The 15,105-nt window shown below is 72.8% G+C and carries 13 protein-coding genes; 8 read left to right on the top strand and 5 right to left on the bottom strand.

What is annotated here, in order from left to right; genetic code table 11:
* Window positions 1-268: 268 nt before the first annotated feature.
* Window positions 269-1,201: a LysR family transcriptional regulator gene (locus HDA43_RS24115; RefSeq protein ID WP_179825392.1), complete on the bottom strand. Its 933-nt coding sequence runs from the start codon at window positions 1,199-1,201 to the stop codon at window positions 269-271.
* Between the two features lie 196 nt (window positions 1,202-1,397).
* On the opposite strand from HDA43_RS24115, the gene HDA43_RS24110 reads away from it, so the two are divergent.
* The 3 genes from HDA43_RS24110 to HDA43_RS24100 all read left to right on the top strand — a co-directional run bounded on the left by HDA43_RS24110 (window position 1,398) and on the right by HDA43_RS24100 (window position 4,983).
* On the top strand, window positions 1,398-2,162 hold the full coding sequence (locus tag HDA43_RS24110) for a succinate dehydrogenase cytochrome b subunit (protein ID WP_179825390.1): 765 nt from the start codon (window positions 1,398-1,400) through the stop codon (window positions 2,160-2,162).
* Window positions 2,163-2,240: 78 nt separating this feature from the next.
* Window positions 2,241-4,169 carry a fumarate reductase/succinate dehydrogenase flavoprotein subunit gene (locus HDA43_RS24105; protein ID WP_179825388.1) on the top strand — a complete coding sequence of 643 codons (1,929 nt, stop codon included), beginning with the start codon at window positions 2,241-2,243 and terminating at the stop codon, window positions 4,167-4,169.
* A 76-nt stretch (window positions 4,170-4,245) separates the two neighbouring features.
* Entirely contained in the window at window positions 4,246-4,983 is a 738-nt protein-coding gene (locus tag HDA43_RS24100; RefSeq protein WP_179825386.1) for a succinate dehydrogenase/fumarate reductase iron-sulfur subunit, read from the top strand.
* A 218-nt stretch (window positions 4,984-5,201) separates the two neighbouring features.
* Here the strand turns inward: HDA43_RS24100 and HDA43_RS24095 are convergent, their stop codons facing one another.
* Window positions 5,202-5,747: a Clp protease N-terminal domain-containing protein gene (locus tag HDA43_RS24095; RefSeq protein ID WP_179825383.1), complete on the bottom strand. Its 546-nt coding sequence runs from the start codon at window positions 5,745-5,747 to the stop codon at window positions 5,202-5,204.
* Window positions 5,748-5,981: an RNA polymerase subunit sigma-70 gene (locus tag HDA43_RS24090; protein ID WP_179825381.1), complete on the bottom strand. Its 234-nt coding sequence runs from the start codon at window positions 5,979-5,981 to the stop codon at window positions 5,748-5,750.
* Between the two features lie 110 nt (window positions 5,982-6,091).
* On the opposite strand from HDA43_RS24090, the gene HDA43_RS24085 reads away from it, so the two are divergent.
* Complete coding sequence (locus HDA43_RS24085; RefSeq protein ID WP_179825379.1) at window positions 6,092-7,780, top strand: ABC transporter ATP-binding protein; 1,689 nt, start codon at window positions 6,092-6,094, stop codon at window positions 7,778-7,780.
* A 109-nt stretch (window positions 7,781-7,889) separates the two neighbouring features.
* Window positions 7,890-9,635, top strand: a complete 1,746-nt coding sequence (locus HDA43_RS24080) for an ABC transporter ATP-binding protein (protein ID WP_179825377.1) — start codon at window positions 7,890-7,892, stop codon at window positions 9,633-9,635.
* A gap of 87 nt (window positions 9,636-9,722) precedes the next feature.
* Here HDA43_RS24080 and HDA43_RS24075 read toward each other — a convergent pair whose 3' ends face one another.
* Together HDA43_RS24075 and HDA43_RS24070 are read right to left on the bottom strand one after the other, a co-directional pair.
* Entirely contained in the window at window positions 9,723-10,703 is a 981-nt protein-coding gene (locus HDA43_RS24075; RefSeq protein ID WP_218912389.1) for a rubrerythrin family protein, read from the bottom strand.
* Window positions 10,704-11,025: 322 nt separating this feature from the next.
* Window positions 11,026-13,086, bottom strand: coding sequence for a S9 family peptidase (locus HDA43_RS24070; protein WP_179825376.1), 2,061 nt, complete (start codon window positions 13,084-13,086; stop codon window positions 11,026-11,028).
* Between the two features lie 99 nt (window positions 13,087-13,185).
* Between HDA43_RS24070 and mshB the strand changes: the two genes are divergently transcribed.
* Genes mshB through HDA43_RS24055 form a run of 3 tightly spaced genes read left to right on the top strand, consistent with a single transcriptional unit; the run spans window position 13,186 to window position 15,104 of the window.
* Window positions 13,186-14,088, top strand: coding sequence for an N-acetyl-1-D-myo-inositol-2-amino-2-deoxy-alpha-D-glucopyranoside deacetylase (mshB, locus tag HDA43_RS24065; RefSeq protein WP_179825374.1), 903 nt, complete (start codon window positions 13,186-13,188; stop codon window positions 14,086-14,088).
* 11 nt (window positions 14,089-14,099) lie between these two features.
* Window positions 14,100-14,579 (top strand): DUF6113 family protein, encoded by a 480-nt coding sequence (locus HDA43_RS24060; RefSeq protein WP_179825372.1) that lies wholly within the window; start codon window positions 14,100-14,102, stop codon window positions 14,577-14,579.
* 51 nt (window positions 14,580-14,630) lie between these two features.
* A complete protein-coding gene (locus HDA43_RS24055) occupies window positions 14,631-15,104 on the top strand; it encodes a hypothetical protein (RefSeq protein WP_179825370.1) in 474 nt (157 codons plus the stop codon).
* Window position 15,105: the final 1 nt, after the last annotated feature.

Raw genomic sequence — 15,105 nt, 5'->3', positions numbered from 1 at the left:
CCGCGGCCCCGCAGCCCTCTCGTAACCGCCTGGTGGCCCCTCGATGGTCCGTCCGGGCGGCGGCGGCCCGGGTGCGCCCGCCATCGCCCTGCCTTCCATCCTGTACGGCCCGTCCCGCCTCCGCGCGCCGATCGGGAAACCGTTGCGCCGTTGTGAGACTTCCGTTGCGCCGTCGGGGGAGGCGCCACGCCGATCCCCGGCAGGCCCCGATCCCCGGCAGGCCCCGATCCCCCGGCAGGCGCCGATCCCCGGGAGAACGCCGGACCGCTCACCCGGTGGTGATCAGCTCCAGCCCCTCGGGCAGGCTGCCGTCGTGCGCGGCCTCGGCGAGGAAGAACAGCAGCGTGTCGTGGAAGGCCCGGGCCGCCCGGGTGGGCTCGACGTCCTTGCGGCGGGCGATGGCGATGGTGCGCTGCAGTCCGGGCGGCGCCAGCGGCGTGCCGGTCAGCCCGGGGCGGCCGTCCAGGACCATCGACGGGACCAGCGCGATGCCCAACCCTGCCTCCACGAACCGCAGCACGGCGTCCATCTCGCCGCCCTCCACCGACAGCCTCGGCTCGAACCCGGCCTGGCGACACGCGCTGAGCGTGGCCTCCCGCAGGTCGTAGCCGCGGCGGAACATCACCATCGGCCGCCCGCGCAGCTCCTCCATCCGCAGGTACGGCCGGCGCACCGGCGAGTCGGTGGGGGAGACGACGACCAGGTTCTCCCGCAGCACCTCCTCGGTGGCCAGCGCCGGGTCGTCGCTCTGCAACGGCATGATGATCAGCGCCAGGTCGAGCTGGCCGCGGGCCAGGGCGCGGACCAGGTCGCGGGAGCCGCCCTCCTCCACCAGCAGCTCGATTCCGGGGTAGTCGCGGTGGAACCGCGCCAGGGCGTCGGCCATCAGCCCGGCGCACAGCGAGGGCGTGGCGCCGAGCCGTACCCTTCCCCGGCGCAGCCCCACCAGCTCGGCGACCTCCCGCCGGGCGGTGTCGGCGTCGGCCAGCATCCGCCGGGCCAGCGGCAGCAGGGCCTCGCCGGCGGCGGTGAGCGTGACGTTCCCCCGGGCACGGCTGAACAGCGGCGCCCCGAGGTCGGCCTCCAGCGCCTTGATCTGCTTGCTCAGCGAGGGCTGGGCGACGCGCATCCGCTCGGCGGCGTGGGTGAAGTGCCGTGCCTCGGCGACCGCCACGAAGTAGGCGAGTTGCTGGAGCTGCACGCCTTTAGCGTACGGATACCCCGGGGGCGGATCCGGGGTGGCCCCCGGGGAGGGGGAGCATGTGAGATTGCTCGCATCAGGCCGCCTGGCGCGATCTCTCAACCTGCGTGAACGCAGAGTCGATAGCCCGCGGCTATGGAAACGAGGCTCACGATGACTTGGACGGCGGGAACTTTCGCTGCCTAGCGTCACGTTCGTGACTGCCACAATTGAGCGCGGCTCCGCCACCGCGTCGATCAATCCCCCCGGCGACGCCACCGCTGACAAGAAGACGCCCAGGAGGCGTGGCGGGTTCCTGAGCTCCTCTCCCGGCAAGAAAGCCGTGATGGCCGTCACGGGCGCCGTCATGGTGCTCTTCCTGGTCGCCCACATGGCCGGAAACCTCAAGAGCTTCCTCGGCGCCGAGGAGTTCAACGCCTACGCGGCCTCCCTGCGCACCCTCGGCGAGCCGATCCTCCCGCACCGCACCCTGCTGACCGTGCTGGAGATCGTGCTGGTCGCCGCCCTCGTGCTGCACATGTGGGCGGCGATCACCCTGGCGCGGCGCGCGGGCCAGGCCCGCCCGGTCAAGTACGCGGTCCGGCGGAAGTCCCAGGCGGGCGGCTACGCCATCCACGCCATGCGCTACGGCGGTACCGCGATCTTCCTCTTCCTGATCTGGCACCTGCTGGATCTCACCTTCGGCACGGTCAACCCGGCCGGCGGCACGGGCACGCCGTACGAGCGCCTGGTGGAGGGCTTCGCCCCCTCGCGCTGGTGGGTGACGCTGTTCTACGTGCTCGCCGTCCTCGCGGTCGGCCAGCACCTGCGCCACGGCCTGTGGAGCGCCTTCCAGTCCCTCGGCCGGGCCGGCCGCCGCAGCTACCGGGGGCTGAACGTCTTCGCCGTCACGGTCTCGGTGCTGATGGTCGTCGGCTTCCTCGCGGTCCCCGCCGGCGTCATGGCCGGAGTCATCAAGTGAGCGGGACCCGTACGACGGGCGCGGCGAAGGCCGCGCGGCAGGTCTTCAGCGCGGTGAACGAGGAACGGTGAGCGAGAGATGACCATGAACTACACCGAGGGCGCGCCGATCCGCGACACCAAGGCTCCCGAGGGTCCCATCGAGGACCGCTGGGAGAAGCGGAAGTTCAGCGCCAAGCTGGTCAACCCGGCCAACAAGCGCAAGCTGCACGTCATCGTGGTCGGCACCGGCCTCGCGGGCGGCTCGGCCGCCGCGACGCTCGGCGAGCTCGGCTACAACGTCACGTCGTTCTGCTACCAGGACTCGCCCCGGCGGGCGCACTCCATCGCGGCGCAGGGCGGCATCAACGCGGCCAAGAACTACCGCGGCGACGGCGACTCGATCTACCGGCTGTTCTACGACACGGTCAAGGGCGGCGACTTCCGCGCCCGCGAGTCGAACGTCTACCGCCTGGCCCAGGTCAGCGTGAACATCATCGACCAGGCCGTGGCCCAGGGCGTGCCGTTCGCCCGCGAGTACGGCGGCCTGCTGGACACCCGCTCCTTCGGCGGCGCCCAGGTGTCGCGCACCTTCTACGCCCGCGGACAGACGGGCCAGCAGCTCCTGCTCGGCGCCTACCAGGCGCTGGAGCGGCAGATCGCGGCCGGCACCGTGAAGATGCACACCCGTCACGAGATGCTCGACCTGATCGTCGCGGACGGCCGGGCGCGCGGCGTGATCGTCCGCGACATGGTGACCGGCGAGATCGAGCGGCACACCGCCGACGCGGTCGTGCTGGCCACCGGCGGCTACGGCAACGTGTTCTTCCTGTCCACCAACGCCAAGGGCTGCAACACCACGGCGATCTGGCGGGCGCACCGGCGCGGAGCCTACTTCGCCAACCCGTGCTACACCCAGATCCACCCGACCTGCATCCCGGTCAGCGGCGACTACCAGTCCAAGCTGACGCTGATGTCGGAGTCGCTGCGCAACGACGGCCGCGTGTGGGTGCCGGTCAAGAAGGGCGACACCCGCCCGGCCGCGCAGATCCCCGAGGACGAGCGCGACTACTACCTGGAGCGCATCTACCCGGCGTTCGGCAACCTGGTCCCGCGGGACATCGCCTCCCGCGCGGCCAAGAACGTCTGCGACGAGGGCCGCGGCGTCGGCCCCGGCGGGCTGGGCGTCTACCTCGACTTCGCCGACGCGATCAGGCGGCTCGGCCGCGACGCGGTGGAGAAGAAGTACGGCAACCTCTTCGAGATGTACGAGCGCATCACCGGTGAGGACCCCTACACCCAGCCGATGCGCATCTACCCGGCCGTGCACTACACCATGGGCGGCCTGTGGGTGGACTACGACCTGCAGTCCACCATCCCCGGCCTGTTCGTGATCGGCGAGGCCAACTTCTCCGACCACGGCGCCAACCGCCTGGGCGCCTCGGCGCTGATGCAGGGCCTGGCCGACGGCTACTTCGTGCTGCCGACGACCATCGGCGACTATCTCGCGAACGGCCCCTACGGGGAGGTCGACGAGGACGCGGTGGCCGAGGCCGAGACCGCGGTGCGCCAGAAGATCGAGCGGCTGCTGACCAACGACGGCACCCGTACCGCCGACTCCTACCACCGCGAGCTGGGCAAGCTCATGTGGGACTACTGCGGCATGGAGCGCACCGAGGAGTCGCTGCGCAAGGCGCTGGAGCGGATCCCCGAGCTGCGCGAGGAGTTCTGGAAGAACGTCAAGGTCTCCGGCACCGCCGACGAGCTCAACCAGGCGCTGGAGCGGGCCGGCCGGGTGGCCGACTTCTTCGACCTGGCCGAGCTGATGTGCATCGACGCCCTGCACCGCACCGAGTCGTGCGGCGGTCACTTCCGCGCCGAGTCGCAGGACGCCGACGGCGAGGCCCTGCGCGACGACGAGAACTTCGCCTACGTCGCGGCCTGGGAGCACGGCCCGGAGGGCCCCGTCCTGCACAAGGAGACCCTCGAGTACGAATACGTCAAGATGACCCAGCGGAGCTACAAGTGATTCGGCGAGCCGGCGAGCACGGCGACGTCGTCCACGCCCGCGTCGGGCGAGTGAGCGCAGCGAAGGAGCCGCGGGCATGAACCTCACCCTCAAGATCTGGCGCCAGAAGGACCCGCAGGACAAGGGTCGCATGGTCACCTACCGGGTGGAGGACGTCTCTCCTGACATGTCCTTCCTGGAGATGCTCGACGTGCTCAACGAGCGTCTCATCCTGGAGGGCGACGAGCCGGTCGCCTTCGACCACGACTGCCGCGAGGGCATCTGCGGCATGTGCGGCATGGTCATCAACGGTGTCGCGCACGGCGAGCAGGTGGCCACCACCACCTGCCAGCTCCACATGCGGCACTTCGAGGACAACGCGGTCATCACCATCGAGCCGTGGCGGGCCGCGCCGTTCCCGGTGGTCAAGGACCTGGTCGTGGACCGCTCGTCGTTCGACCGGATCATCCAGGCCGGCGGCTTCATCTCCGTCCCGGCCGGGTCCGCGCCCGACGCGCACAGCGTCCCGGTGAAGAAGGAGGACGCCGACAACGCCTTCGACGCGGCCACCTGCATCGCCTGCGGCGCCTGCGTGGCGGCCTGCCCGAACGGCTCGGCCTCCCTCTTCACCGCCGCCAAGATCACCCACCTCAGCCTCCTGCCGCAGGGCCAGCCCGAGCGCGAGTCCCGCGCCAAGGCCATGGTCGAGCAGATGGACGCCGAGGGCTTCGGCGGCTGCACCAACACCGGCGAGTGCACCGCGGTCTGCCCCAAGGGCATCCCGCTGGACACCATCGCCCGGATGAACCGCGACTACCTGCGGGCCTCCAAGTAGGTCCCGGCACGGACCCGCGGGTCCGCGCACGGAGCGGACGGCTCCCCGGCCATGGCCGGGGAGCCGTCCCGCTTTTCCGGCCGGTCCCGTGCCCGGGGAGCCGTACGGCGCTCAGGGCGGGCTCCCGGCCGCGAGGCCCGCCGGGTCCGCCGGGTTCACCAGGTTCGCCGGATCCGCCGGATCCGGCCCCCGGGCGCGTTCGTCCGCGCCGCGGTCCGTCAGCCCAGCTCGGCGGCGATCTCCCGGCGGAGGGTCTCGGCGTCGATGCCCGCGCCGGTGATGACGCGCGCGCCCACGCCCTGACCCTCGCGCAGGATTCCGAGCAGGACATGGCCGTCGGAGATGTATCCGTGCTTGAGGCGCAGGGCCTCGCGCAGCGACAGTTCCAGCGTCTTCTTCGCCCGGGGAGTGAACGGGATGCGCCCGCCGTGCCGACGGTCCCGCGCGGACCCGCGGTCCAGTGCCCCGGGCCCGAAGGTGGCCTCGACCCGCTCCCGGACGGCCGACAGGTCGATGCCGATGGTCTCCAGCGCCTCGGCGTCGAGACCGTCACCTGGCGGCGGGGCCAGGCGGGCGACCGCCCGGTAGGCCCGGTCGTGGTCGAGCCCGTGGCGGGTGAGGACCCGCGCGGCGAGGCTCCCGGGCCGGTCGAGCAGGCCGAGCAGGATGTGCTCGGGGCCGATGAAACGGTGGTTCAGCCGGCGGGCGTTCTCCTGGGCGCCGATCACCGCCTGCCGGGCGTCCTCCTGGAAGCGTTCGAACATCTACCTCTCCCTCCTCAGCAGCCCGCGGCCGCCCGCGTACTTCTTGTGCACCGCCTGCCGGCTGACCTCCAGGCAGTGCGCGATCTCCTGCCAGGACCAGCCCTGCTCGCGGGCGTTCTCCACCTGTAGGGCCTCAAGTCGTTCGACGAGCATCCGCAGTGCCCGCACGGCCCGCAGGCCGACGGCGGGGTCGCGGCTGCCGGCGTCGGAGGCCAGCTGCGCCGTGTCGCTCATATCCGTCAATTTAGGTTGACGTGGTGATCATGTCAACCAGGGTTGACATGATCGTTTTGTCGGAAAATGGTTTGCCTGGTGAGAGGGGATCTTGTCAGGCTATAACGGCCATGCGCTCCTTACCCGTCGCCGATCCCGGCGCTCCCGATGCCCGTAGCCCGTTCCGGTACCTGTGCTGGGTCGCCCGCAACCAGGCAGGCCACCTGCTCATCGGCGCCGGATACGCCACCCTGTGGTGGCTCGCGATGGCACTCGTGCCCATGGTGATGGGCAGGGGCATCGACGCCGTCCGGACGAAGGACACCTCCGCCCTGCTCACCTGGGGCCTCGTGCTGCTGGTCCTCGGCGCCGTGCAGGCGGCCGCGGGGATCCTGCGCCACCGGATGGCCGTCTACAACTGGCTGGCCGGCGCCTACCGCACCGTCCAGGTCACCGTACGGCAGGCCACCCGGCTGGGCGCCACCCTGCCCAAGCGCATGTCCACCGGCGAGGTGGTCAGCGTCGGCAACTCCGACATCGCCCACATCGGCAACGCGATGGACATCCTGCTGCGCGGCAGCGGCTCGGTCGTCGCCGTCGTCGCGGTGACGGTCATCCTGATCGGCACCTCGCTGCCGCTCGGCCTGACGGTCCTCGTCGGCGTCCCGGCCATGGCCCTCGCCGTCACGCCGCTGCTGCGGCCGCTGAACCGGCGCCAGCACGCCCACCGCGACCTGTCGGGCGAGCTGTCCACCCGCGCCGCCGACATCGTCGCCGGCCTGCGGGTGCTGCGCGGCATCGGCGGCGAGCAGGTCTTCGCCGACCGCTACGTCACCGAGTCCCAGCGGGTACGGCGGGCCGGCGTGAAGGTCGCCTCGGTCGAGTCGCTGCTGGAGGGCGCGCAGATCCTGCTGCCCGGCCTGCTGATCGCCGCGGTCACCTGGCTGGGCGCGACCTTCGCGACGCGGGGCGAGATCACCATCGGCCAGCTCGTCGCCTTCTACGGCTACGCCGCGTTCCTGATCACCCCCCTGCGGACGCTCATCGAGGCGGCCGACAAGCTCACCAAGGGACACGTCGCCGCCCGCCGGGTGGTGCGCATCCTCTCCCTCGAACCCGAGGTGGACGGCGGCGCCGCGACCTCCCCCGGCGGGCTGCTGCGCGACGTGGCCTCCGGCGTGGCCGTACGGCCCGGCACGTTCACCGCCCTCGCCGCGGCCACGCCCGAGGACGCCATCGTGATCGCCGACCGGCTCGGCCGCTACCGCGACGGCGACGTGGACTTCGGCGACGTGCCGCTGAACACCCTGCCGATCGCCGAGGTGCGCCGCCGCATCCTGGTCGCCGACAACGACGCCGCGCTCTTCGCCGGAACCCTGCGCGAGGAGCTGGACGTCGCCGGTACGGCCTCCGACGACGACCTCGCCGACGCGCTGTACGCCGCGTGCGCCACCGACATCGTCGACGCGCTGCCCGACGGCCTCGACGGACACGTCGCCGAGTCGGGCCGGGAGTTCTCCGGCGGCCAGCGGCAGCGCCTCCGCCTGACCCGGGCGCTGCTCTCCGACCCGGAGGTGCTGATCCTCGTCGAGCCCACCAGCGCGGTGGACGCCCACACCGAGGCCCGCATCGCCGACCGGCTTGCCAAGGCGCGGGCCGGCCGTACCACGCTGGTCTGCACGACCAGCCCGCTGGTGCTCGACCGCACCGACCACGTGATCTACGTCGAGGGCGGCGTGGTACGCGCCCAGGGGACGCACCGGGAGCTGCTCGCCACCGCCCCCGCCTACGCCGCCGTCGTGACAAGAGGAGAATCATGAGCCCGCGAGGGGCGCCGGTGTCTGGACCGAGGAGCGTAGGAGCGGAGCGACGGAGTGACGAGGGAAGACGCCGGGTCAAGAGCCCCGAGCCGCGACACGGAGTGTCGCCATGAGTAGAGAGATTCTTCCCGTCGCCGGGGAGGCGCAGGTCCGCGCCTACGCCCGCAGGCTCACCCTGAAGTACCCGCGCGCCCTGTCGCTGGCGCTCGGTCTGCACGCGCTGGCCGCCGTCGCGGGCCTGGCCGTGCCGTGGCTGCTGGGCCGGCTGGTCCAGGACGTGCAGGACGGCACCGGGGTGAACGTCACGGCGGTCGCGCTCGGCATCGCGGCCTTCCTGGCCGCCCAGGCGGTGCTGGTCAGGTACGCCGTCTACGCCTCCTCCTCGCTGGGCGAGAAGGTCCTCGCCGAGCTGCGCGAGGAGTTCGTCGGCCGGGTGCTCGACCTGCCGCTGTCCACCGTCGAGCGGGCCGGCTCGGGAGACCTGATCACCCGTACCTCCCGCGACGTCGACTCGCTGTCACGCACCGTACGGCGCGCCGTGCCCGAGACGCTGATCGCCCTGGTCACCTGCGTGATCACCATCGGCGCGCTCTTGATCGCCGGGCCGCTGCTGGTCCTGCCCTCGCTGCTGGCCGTACCGATCCTGTGGTTCTCCACCCGGTGGTACCTCAGGCGGGCACGCGACGGCTACCTGCGCGAGAGCGCCGCCTACGCGGACATGACCGACGGCCTGGCCGAGACGGTCAACGGCGCCCGCGCCGTGGAGGCCCTCGGACTGCAGGAGCGCAGGCACCGCCGTACCGACGGCGACATCGCCCGCTCGTGGGCGGCCGAGCGCTACACCCTGGGCCTGCGCACGGTCTGGTTCCCCGCGGTGGAGGCGGGCTACGTCATCCCGATCGCGGCGACCCTGGTCATCGGCGGCCTGTTCCACGTCAACGGCTGGGTCACGCTGGCCCAGGTCACCACGGCCACACTCTACGTCCAGCAGCTCATCGACCCGCTGGACCGGCTGCTCATGTGGATCGACGAGCTCCAGGTCGGCGGCGCCTCCATGGCCCGCCTGCTGGGCGTCGCCGAGGTGCCCGACGACCGGGCGCCCGGCGCGGGCGTCCCGGACGGCGACGAACTGCGGGCCGACGACGTCCGCTACGCCTACCGAGAGGGCCACGACGTCCTGCACGGCATCGACCTGGTGGTCCGGCCGGGGGAGCGGCTGGCCATGGTCGGCCCCTCCGGCGCGGGCAAGTCCACGCTGGGCCGGCTGCTCGCGGGCGTCCACGGCCCGCGCGACGGCGAGGTCACCGTCGGCGGCGTCCCGCTGGTCGAGCTGCCGCTGGACGACCTGCGCGGCCACGTCGCCCTGGTGACCCAGGAGCACCACGTCTTCCGGGGAACCCTGCGCGACAACCTGCTGATCGCCCGCCCCGACGCCGGCGACGACGCCGTCCACGCGGCGCTCGCCGCGGTGGACGCCGCCGAGTGGGTCACGGCCCTGCCGGACGGCCTGGACACGGTCGTCGGCTCCGGCGGCCACGCGGTCCCGCCCGCCCACGCCCAGCAGATCGCCCTCGCCCGGCTGGTCCTGGCCGACCCGCACACCCTGGTCCTGGACGAGGCGACCTCGCTGATCGACCCCAGGGCCGCCCGCCACCTGGAGCGGTCGCTGGCCGCCGTCCTCGACGGCCGTACGGTGATCGCCATCGCCCACCGCCTCTACACGGCGCACGACGCCGACCGGGTCGCGGTGGTCGAGGACGGCCGGATCAGCGAGCTGGGCTCCCACGACGAGCTGGTCGCGACCGGCGGCTCGTACGCCGCCCTGTGGAGCAGCTGGCACGGCGGTCCGGCGTGAGCGCCGAGGTTCCCGGGACGCGGTGACGGGTCGTCCTCCCGCCCGGGACGGGAGGACGACCCGCGTGCCGGCCTTCTCAGGGTCGGGTCAGTCCGTGCCGGACCCCTGCCCCTGGAGGCCGGACAGGGCGTCGGCGAAGGCGGCGGAGTGCTTGAGCTCGTCGCGTGCGGTGTCCGCGAACACCTCCGCCGCCTTCCGGTCACCGTCGGCCTCGGCCTGCCGGGCGTAGCCCGGGTACATCCGCTCGCCCTCCTGCTTCTCCCCGGCGACCGCGGTGCGCAGGTCGGTCCGGGTGTCGCGGACCAGACCGGCGAGTTCCGCCTGTTCCGCGAAGTGCTCGGTGCGCTCGATCCCCGCGGTGCGGTCGAACAGCGTGGCGAGTTCCGGCTGGTCGGTCTGCCTGGCCCGGTCGGCGTACAGGGTGTACTTGGCGCTGGCGAGCGCCTCGCCCCGCAGCGCGGTTCGCAGGTTCTCCAGGGTGCGCCGCGCCGACACCTGAGGGGGTCCGGCCTTGATCCGCACCGGCTTGACGGTCACGTCGGTGGGAACGGTGACCCCGGCCGCCGGGGCGGTGACGGCCTTCAGCGCCTTGGCGAACCTCGCGCGGTGGCCGGCCTCGTCGCGACCGATCTCCGTGAAGAGCCTGGCGGCCTTCCGCTCGCCGTCCGCCTTGGCCTGTTTGGCGAAGTCGCGGTACATCTTGGACGTCTCGTAGGACTCCCCTCCGATGCTGCGGCGGAGGTTGGCCGCGTTGTCGCCGACCAGCCCGGTCAGCTTGGCCTGCTCGGTGAGGTGTTCTCGCAGCTCGGTGTCCGCGGTGCGGTCGAACAGCTCCCGCACCTTCGGCAGTCCCTCCTGGGCGGCCTGCTCGCCGTAGGCGCGGTACTTGGCGGACGCGAACGCCTCGCCCTGTATGGCGTCGTTCAGGTGCGCCCGCGTCGCCGGGCTCAGGTCGTCGCCCCGGGGAGCGGTCGCCGCCATGGCGGCTCCGGCGGGGGCGGCGACGATGGCGGCCGTGCCGAGGATGACGGCGCCGGTCTTTCGCCATGCGGATCGTCGGCTGTGCATAGGGACCTCCCGATGAGCCGTGTTCCCAGGCCCGTGGCACCGGTGGCCGGTCTCGTGACGGCGGACGCGGAGCGGGACCTCGTAGTCGGCTCCCAGAGCTGGATCGTCCGTTTCGGTCAATACCCTCGCACGTACCCCCTACTGAATTGACAAATGCGTCATATATTCACATAAGTGACAAAAGGGATTTTTCTCTATAGAGCGGGCCGACGGGTTTCCCGGCCCCGCGAAGCGGAGACGGGCGCGTTCCCCGCGGGCGTCCGCGGGGAACGGCGATCCCGGCCGGCGGACGCCCGCGGGGCGGCGCGTCCGGGCCGTGCGGCTAGCCCAGGGCCTTCTTGAGGAAGTCGACCTGGAGGAGCAGGAGGTTCTCCGCCACGACCTCCTGGGGCGTCATGTGGGTGACGCCCGACAGCGGCAGCACGGTGTGCGGGCGGCCGGCCGCCAGCAGGGCGGACGACAGCCGCAGCGTGTGCGCGGCCACCACGTTGTCGTCGGCCAGACCGTGGATCAGCAGCAGCGGGCGCTCCAGCTTCTCGGCGTCGGCGAACAGCGACGACGCCTCGTAGTGCCCCTCGTCCGGCCGGCCGAGGTAGCGCTCGGTGTAGCAGGTGTCGTACAGCCGCCAGTCGGTCACCGGAGCGCCGGCCACCGCCGCGTGGAACACGTCGGGACGGCGCAGCACCGCCAGCGCCGCCAGGAAGCCGCCGAAGGACCAGCCGCGGATGCCGACCCGTGACAGGTCGAGGTCGTCGGGGAACCGGGCCGCGGCGCCGTGCAGGGCGTCCACCTGGTCCTCAAGAGGCGGGGTGGCCAGGTCGTTCAGCACGGCCCGCTCGAAGTCCGGCCCGCGACCCGGGGTGCCCCGGCCGTCGGCCACGACCACGGCGAAACCCTGGTCGGCGAACCACTGGCTGGTCAGGTAGGCGCCGGAGGCGGCCAGCACGCGCTGGGCGTGCGGCCCGCCGTACGGGTCCATCAGGACCGGCAGCCTCGCCGAGCCGGGCTCGTGCCCGGACGGGAAGATCACGGCGGTGGACAGGTCGCGTTCGCCCGCCCGGATCAGGGAGACCCGCAGGTCCAGGCCGGGCCGTTCGGCGTACGAGGCGATGTGGCCGCACTGCCTGCCGTGGTGCAGGACGATCGTCATCGCGCCCTCGTGGGTCATCGTCTGGGTGGTGAGCACGAGGGTGCCGCCCGCGGTGTGGCCGCTGTAGACGCCGCTCTCCGCCGGGCTGACCAGGGTGATCCGGCCGTCCTTGTAGGCCCACAGGGCGATCTCGGTGGGCTCGCCGCTCGCCCGGAACAGCACGGTGTCGCCCTCGATGTCGAGGACCTCGCGGACCTGGAGCGTGGCCGGGGTGACCGGCCGGTCGCCGACGAACAGGCGGTGGCCGCCCTCGGCGGCGGCGACCCAGACCACGGACCCGTCGGTGAGGCGGCCGGGCACGCCGGTGTAGACCTCCACCCAGGCGGGGTCGGTGTCCTCACGCAGCAGGGTGGTGGCGCCGGTGGCCGGATCGACCGCGAAGAGCCGCTTGGACCGCTGGTCGCGCGACATGGTGACGATCATGGGACCATGGGCGTCCCAGACGGCGTTGACGAGGTACTCGTCGGTGAACGGGACGGCGACCCGGGAGCCGTCCAGGGACAGCACGAACAGCTCGACCTTCGCGTTCGGAGTGCCCGCGGAGGGGTAACGCTGCTCGGCGGCCGGGCGGGACGGGTTGGCCGGGTCGGCGATGTGCCACCGCTCGATCGGAGAGACGTCGGCCCGCTCGACCAGCAGCGCGTCACCGGAGGGGGACCACCAGTAGCCCCGCATCCGGCTCATCTCCTCGGCGGCGATGAACTCCGCCAGGCCGTACGTCACCTCGGGAGACTCCGGGCGGGCCAGCACGTGGTCGACCTCGTCCTCCAGGTCCTGGATGTGCAGCGCGCCGCCGGTCACGTAGCCGACGTAGCCGCCGTCGGGCGACACCCGCGGGTCGATCACCGGCCCGGCGGTCTTCAGCCGGCGCACCCCGCCGGTCCTCAGGTCGGCGACGTACAGGCTCCCGGAGAGCGCGAAGGCCGCCGTGGTCACCGCGGCGTCGGTGCTGTAGCCGACGACGCCGCCCGCCTGCTCCCGGCTGCGCTCCCGGCGGGCCCGCTCCTCGGGCGGCAGGTCCTCCTCGCCGCCCGTCAGGGCGCGCGGGTCGGCGATCAGCCGCTCCCGGCCGCCGGCGACGTCGTACTCCCACAGGCAGGTGACCGGGTCGGACCCTCCCTTGGACCGCAGGAAGACGACGCGATCCCCGCCGGGGGCGATGGTGAAACCACGCGGCGCCCCGAGGGTGAACCGGCGGGTCCTGGCGTGAAGACGAGGAAAGCTCTCACTCATGAGGCCATCTTGCCAGCTCCGGGTTTCCGGGGCGGAGGGCCGCCGGGCGGGGCCGTGTCGGTGTCGGCGGGGGACCGGGTGCCGGATAACCTCTGAGCCATGACTGACCGGCGCCTGCTGCTCGTACACGCCCACCCCGACGACGAGACGATCGGCACCGGGGGCACCATGGCGAGGTACGCCGCCGAGGGCGCCCACGTCACGCTGGTGACCTGCACGCTCGGCGAGGAGGGCGAGGTCATCCCGCCGGAGCTCGCGCACCTGGCGGCGGACCGCGACGACGCCCTCGGCGCGCACCGCGTCGGGGAGCTGGCCGCCGCCTGCCGGGAGCTGGGGGTCGCCGACCACCGCTTCCTGGGCGGCCGGGGCCGCTGGCGCGACTCGGGGATGATGGGCGCCCCCTCCAACGACCGTCCCGGGGCCTTCTGGCGGGCCGGCCTCGACGAAGCCGCCGGGGAGCTGGTGAAGATCATCCGTGAGGTGCGGCCCCAGGTGCTCGTCACCTACGACGAGGACGGCTTCTACGGCCATCCCGACCACATCCAGGCCCACCGCGTCTCCTGGCGGGCCTTCGAGCTGGCCGCCGACCCGGCGTTCGGCGAGGGAGAGCCGTGGCGGGTCGCCAAGTTCTATCTGACGGCGGCGGCCCGCTCCACGACGCGCCGGGCGGTCGAGGCGATGCGGGTGACCGGGACGCGGTTCCGCGTCGAGGACGCCGAGGAGTCGCCCGGCCGCGCGGACGAGGAGATCACCACCGAGATCGACGTCCGCGCGTACTTCGGGCACAAGCTCGCCGCGATGCGGGCGCACGCCACCCAGATCACCGTGGACGCCCCCTGGTTCGCCCTGTCCAACGACATCTGCCAGGAGGTGGCCAGGGTGGAGCACTTCGTCCTGCGGGCCGGGGTGACGGGCCCGGCGGCGCCCTCGCTGCCGGTCGAGTCCGGCGGCCTGGGGGAGCCGTACAAGCTGGAGGACGACCTGTTCGCCGGTATCGACTAGCCTCGATGCCCATGGATCCCATGCCCGCGGAGGAGCGGAACCCGGCCCGGCGGGGGCCGTCGGAGGCGGCGGTCACCGCGGCGGCGTACTGCGTGCTCGCCCTGTTCGGGCTCGGCTTCGGGGTCGTGGGCGCGTTCCAGCACTCGTGGTACCTCTGGCCCGTCCCGGTCTCGGCCGTCGGCTGCGTCGCCGTGCTGTTCGGCGTCTGCTACGGCGCCGGGCGGATGATGGGCGGGAAGCTGGGGGCCCTGACGCCCGCGGTGACCTGGCTGGTGGTCACGATGATCTGGCTGGGTCAGCGGCCCGAGGGCGACCTCGTCATCGCCAATGACCTGTCGGGCTACATCTACCTCTACGGCGGCCTGGTCGCGGTGCTGGCCGCCGTCATGCTCACCCCGTCGGCCCGCGGCGGCTCGTGGCTGCTCACGCAGCACTCCTTCGGTCCCCGCCCGGCCGGACGGGCCCCGGGGGAGCGCGGCACCGGTTCCTGACCGCCGCGTGTCCCGGAGGCACGACCCGGGAGGTGGAGCACAATGTGCGGTATGCGGCGGTTGTATCGGGTACGGCGGGCACTCAACTACGCGAACCTGTCCACGCCGCTGGGGCTGCTGGTGGCGCGGGCGGGCCGGGCCAGGACGGAGCCGGGCCCCGGCGGGCTGGTCCTCGCCCACGGCTACCGCCTGCCGCTGCCGATCGCGGGCGCGTTCACCGTCGGCAACGTGGTGCTGACCAGGCACGGCGAGGGCTACCTCACCGGCGCGCTGCTCCGGCACGAGGCCCGGCACGCCTCGCAGTACGCGGCCTGCCTGGGGCTGCCCATGCTCCCGGCGTACGGCGCGGCGGCCGTGGTGTCCCTGCTGCTCAGCGGCCACCAGGCCGCCTGGAACGTCTTCGAGCGGCTGGCCGGCCTGGAGGACGGCGGCTACCCCCGCCGCCCGCCGCTGTGGCGCCGCTCCCGCCCGCGCGGACGGGGCCCGGCGCCCGGCCCCGGACCGCGGGGGACGGCCGGCTCCTGAC

The organism is Streptosporangium sandarakinum (assembly GCF_013409935.1).
In the GTDB taxonomy this organism is placed as follows: domain Bacteria; phylum Actinomycetota; class Actinomycetes; order Streptosporangiales; family Streptosporangiaceae; genus Streptosporangium; species Streptosporangium nondiastaticum.
The sequence above is the reverse complement of the archived record's forward strand: the minus strand, read 5'-3'. Positions and strand labels throughout refer to the sequence as shown.

Excerpts from the sequence above, each read along its gene's own strand:
- HDA43_RS24105 (WP_179825388.1), top strand. The coding sequence starts at position 2,241 with ATGACCATGAACTACACCGAGGGCGCGCCGATCCGCGACACCAAGGCT.
- HDA43_RS24100 (WP_179825386.1), top strand. The coding sequence starts at position 4,246 with ATGAACCTCACCCTCAAGATCTGGCGCCAGAAGGACCCGCAGGACAAG.
- HDA43_RS24095 (WP_179825383.1), bottom strand. The coding sequence starts at position 5,747 with ATGTTCGAACGCTTCCAGGAGGACGCCCGGCAGGCGGTGATCGGCGCC.
- HDA43_RS24090 (WP_179825381.1), bottom strand. The coding sequence starts at position 5,981 with ATGAGCGACACGGCGCAGCTGGCCTCCGACGCCGGCAGCCGCGACCCC.
- HDA43_RS24085 (WP_179825379.1), top strand. The coding sequence starts at position 6,092 with ATGCGCTCCTTACCCGTCGCCGATCCCGGCGCTCCCGATGCCCGTAGC.
- HDA43_RS24080 (WP_179825377.1), top strand. The coding sequence starts at position 7,890 with ATGAGTAGAGAGATTCTTCCCGTCGCCGGGGAGGCGCAGGTCCGCGCC.
- HDA43_RS24075 (WP_218912389.1), bottom strand. The coding sequence starts at position 10,703 with ATGCACAGCCGACGATCCGCATGGCGAAAGACCGGCGCCGTCATCCTC.
- HDA43_RS24070 (WP_179825376.1), bottom strand. The coding sequence starts at position 13,086 with ATGAGTGAGAGCTTTCCTCGTCTTCACGCCAGGACCCGCCGGTTCACC.
- mshB (WP_179825374.1), top strand. The coding sequence starts at position 13,186 with ATGACTGACCGGCGCCTGCTGCTCGTACACGCCCACCCCGACGACGAG.
- HDA43_RS24060 (WP_179825372.1), top strand. The coding sequence starts at position 14,100 with ATGGATCCCATGCCCGCGGAGGAGCGGAACCCGGCCCGGCGGGGGCCG.
- HDA43_RS24055 (WP_179825370.1), top strand. The coding sequence starts at position 14,631 with ATGCGGCGGTTGTATCGGGTACGGCGGGCACTCAACTACGCGAACCTG.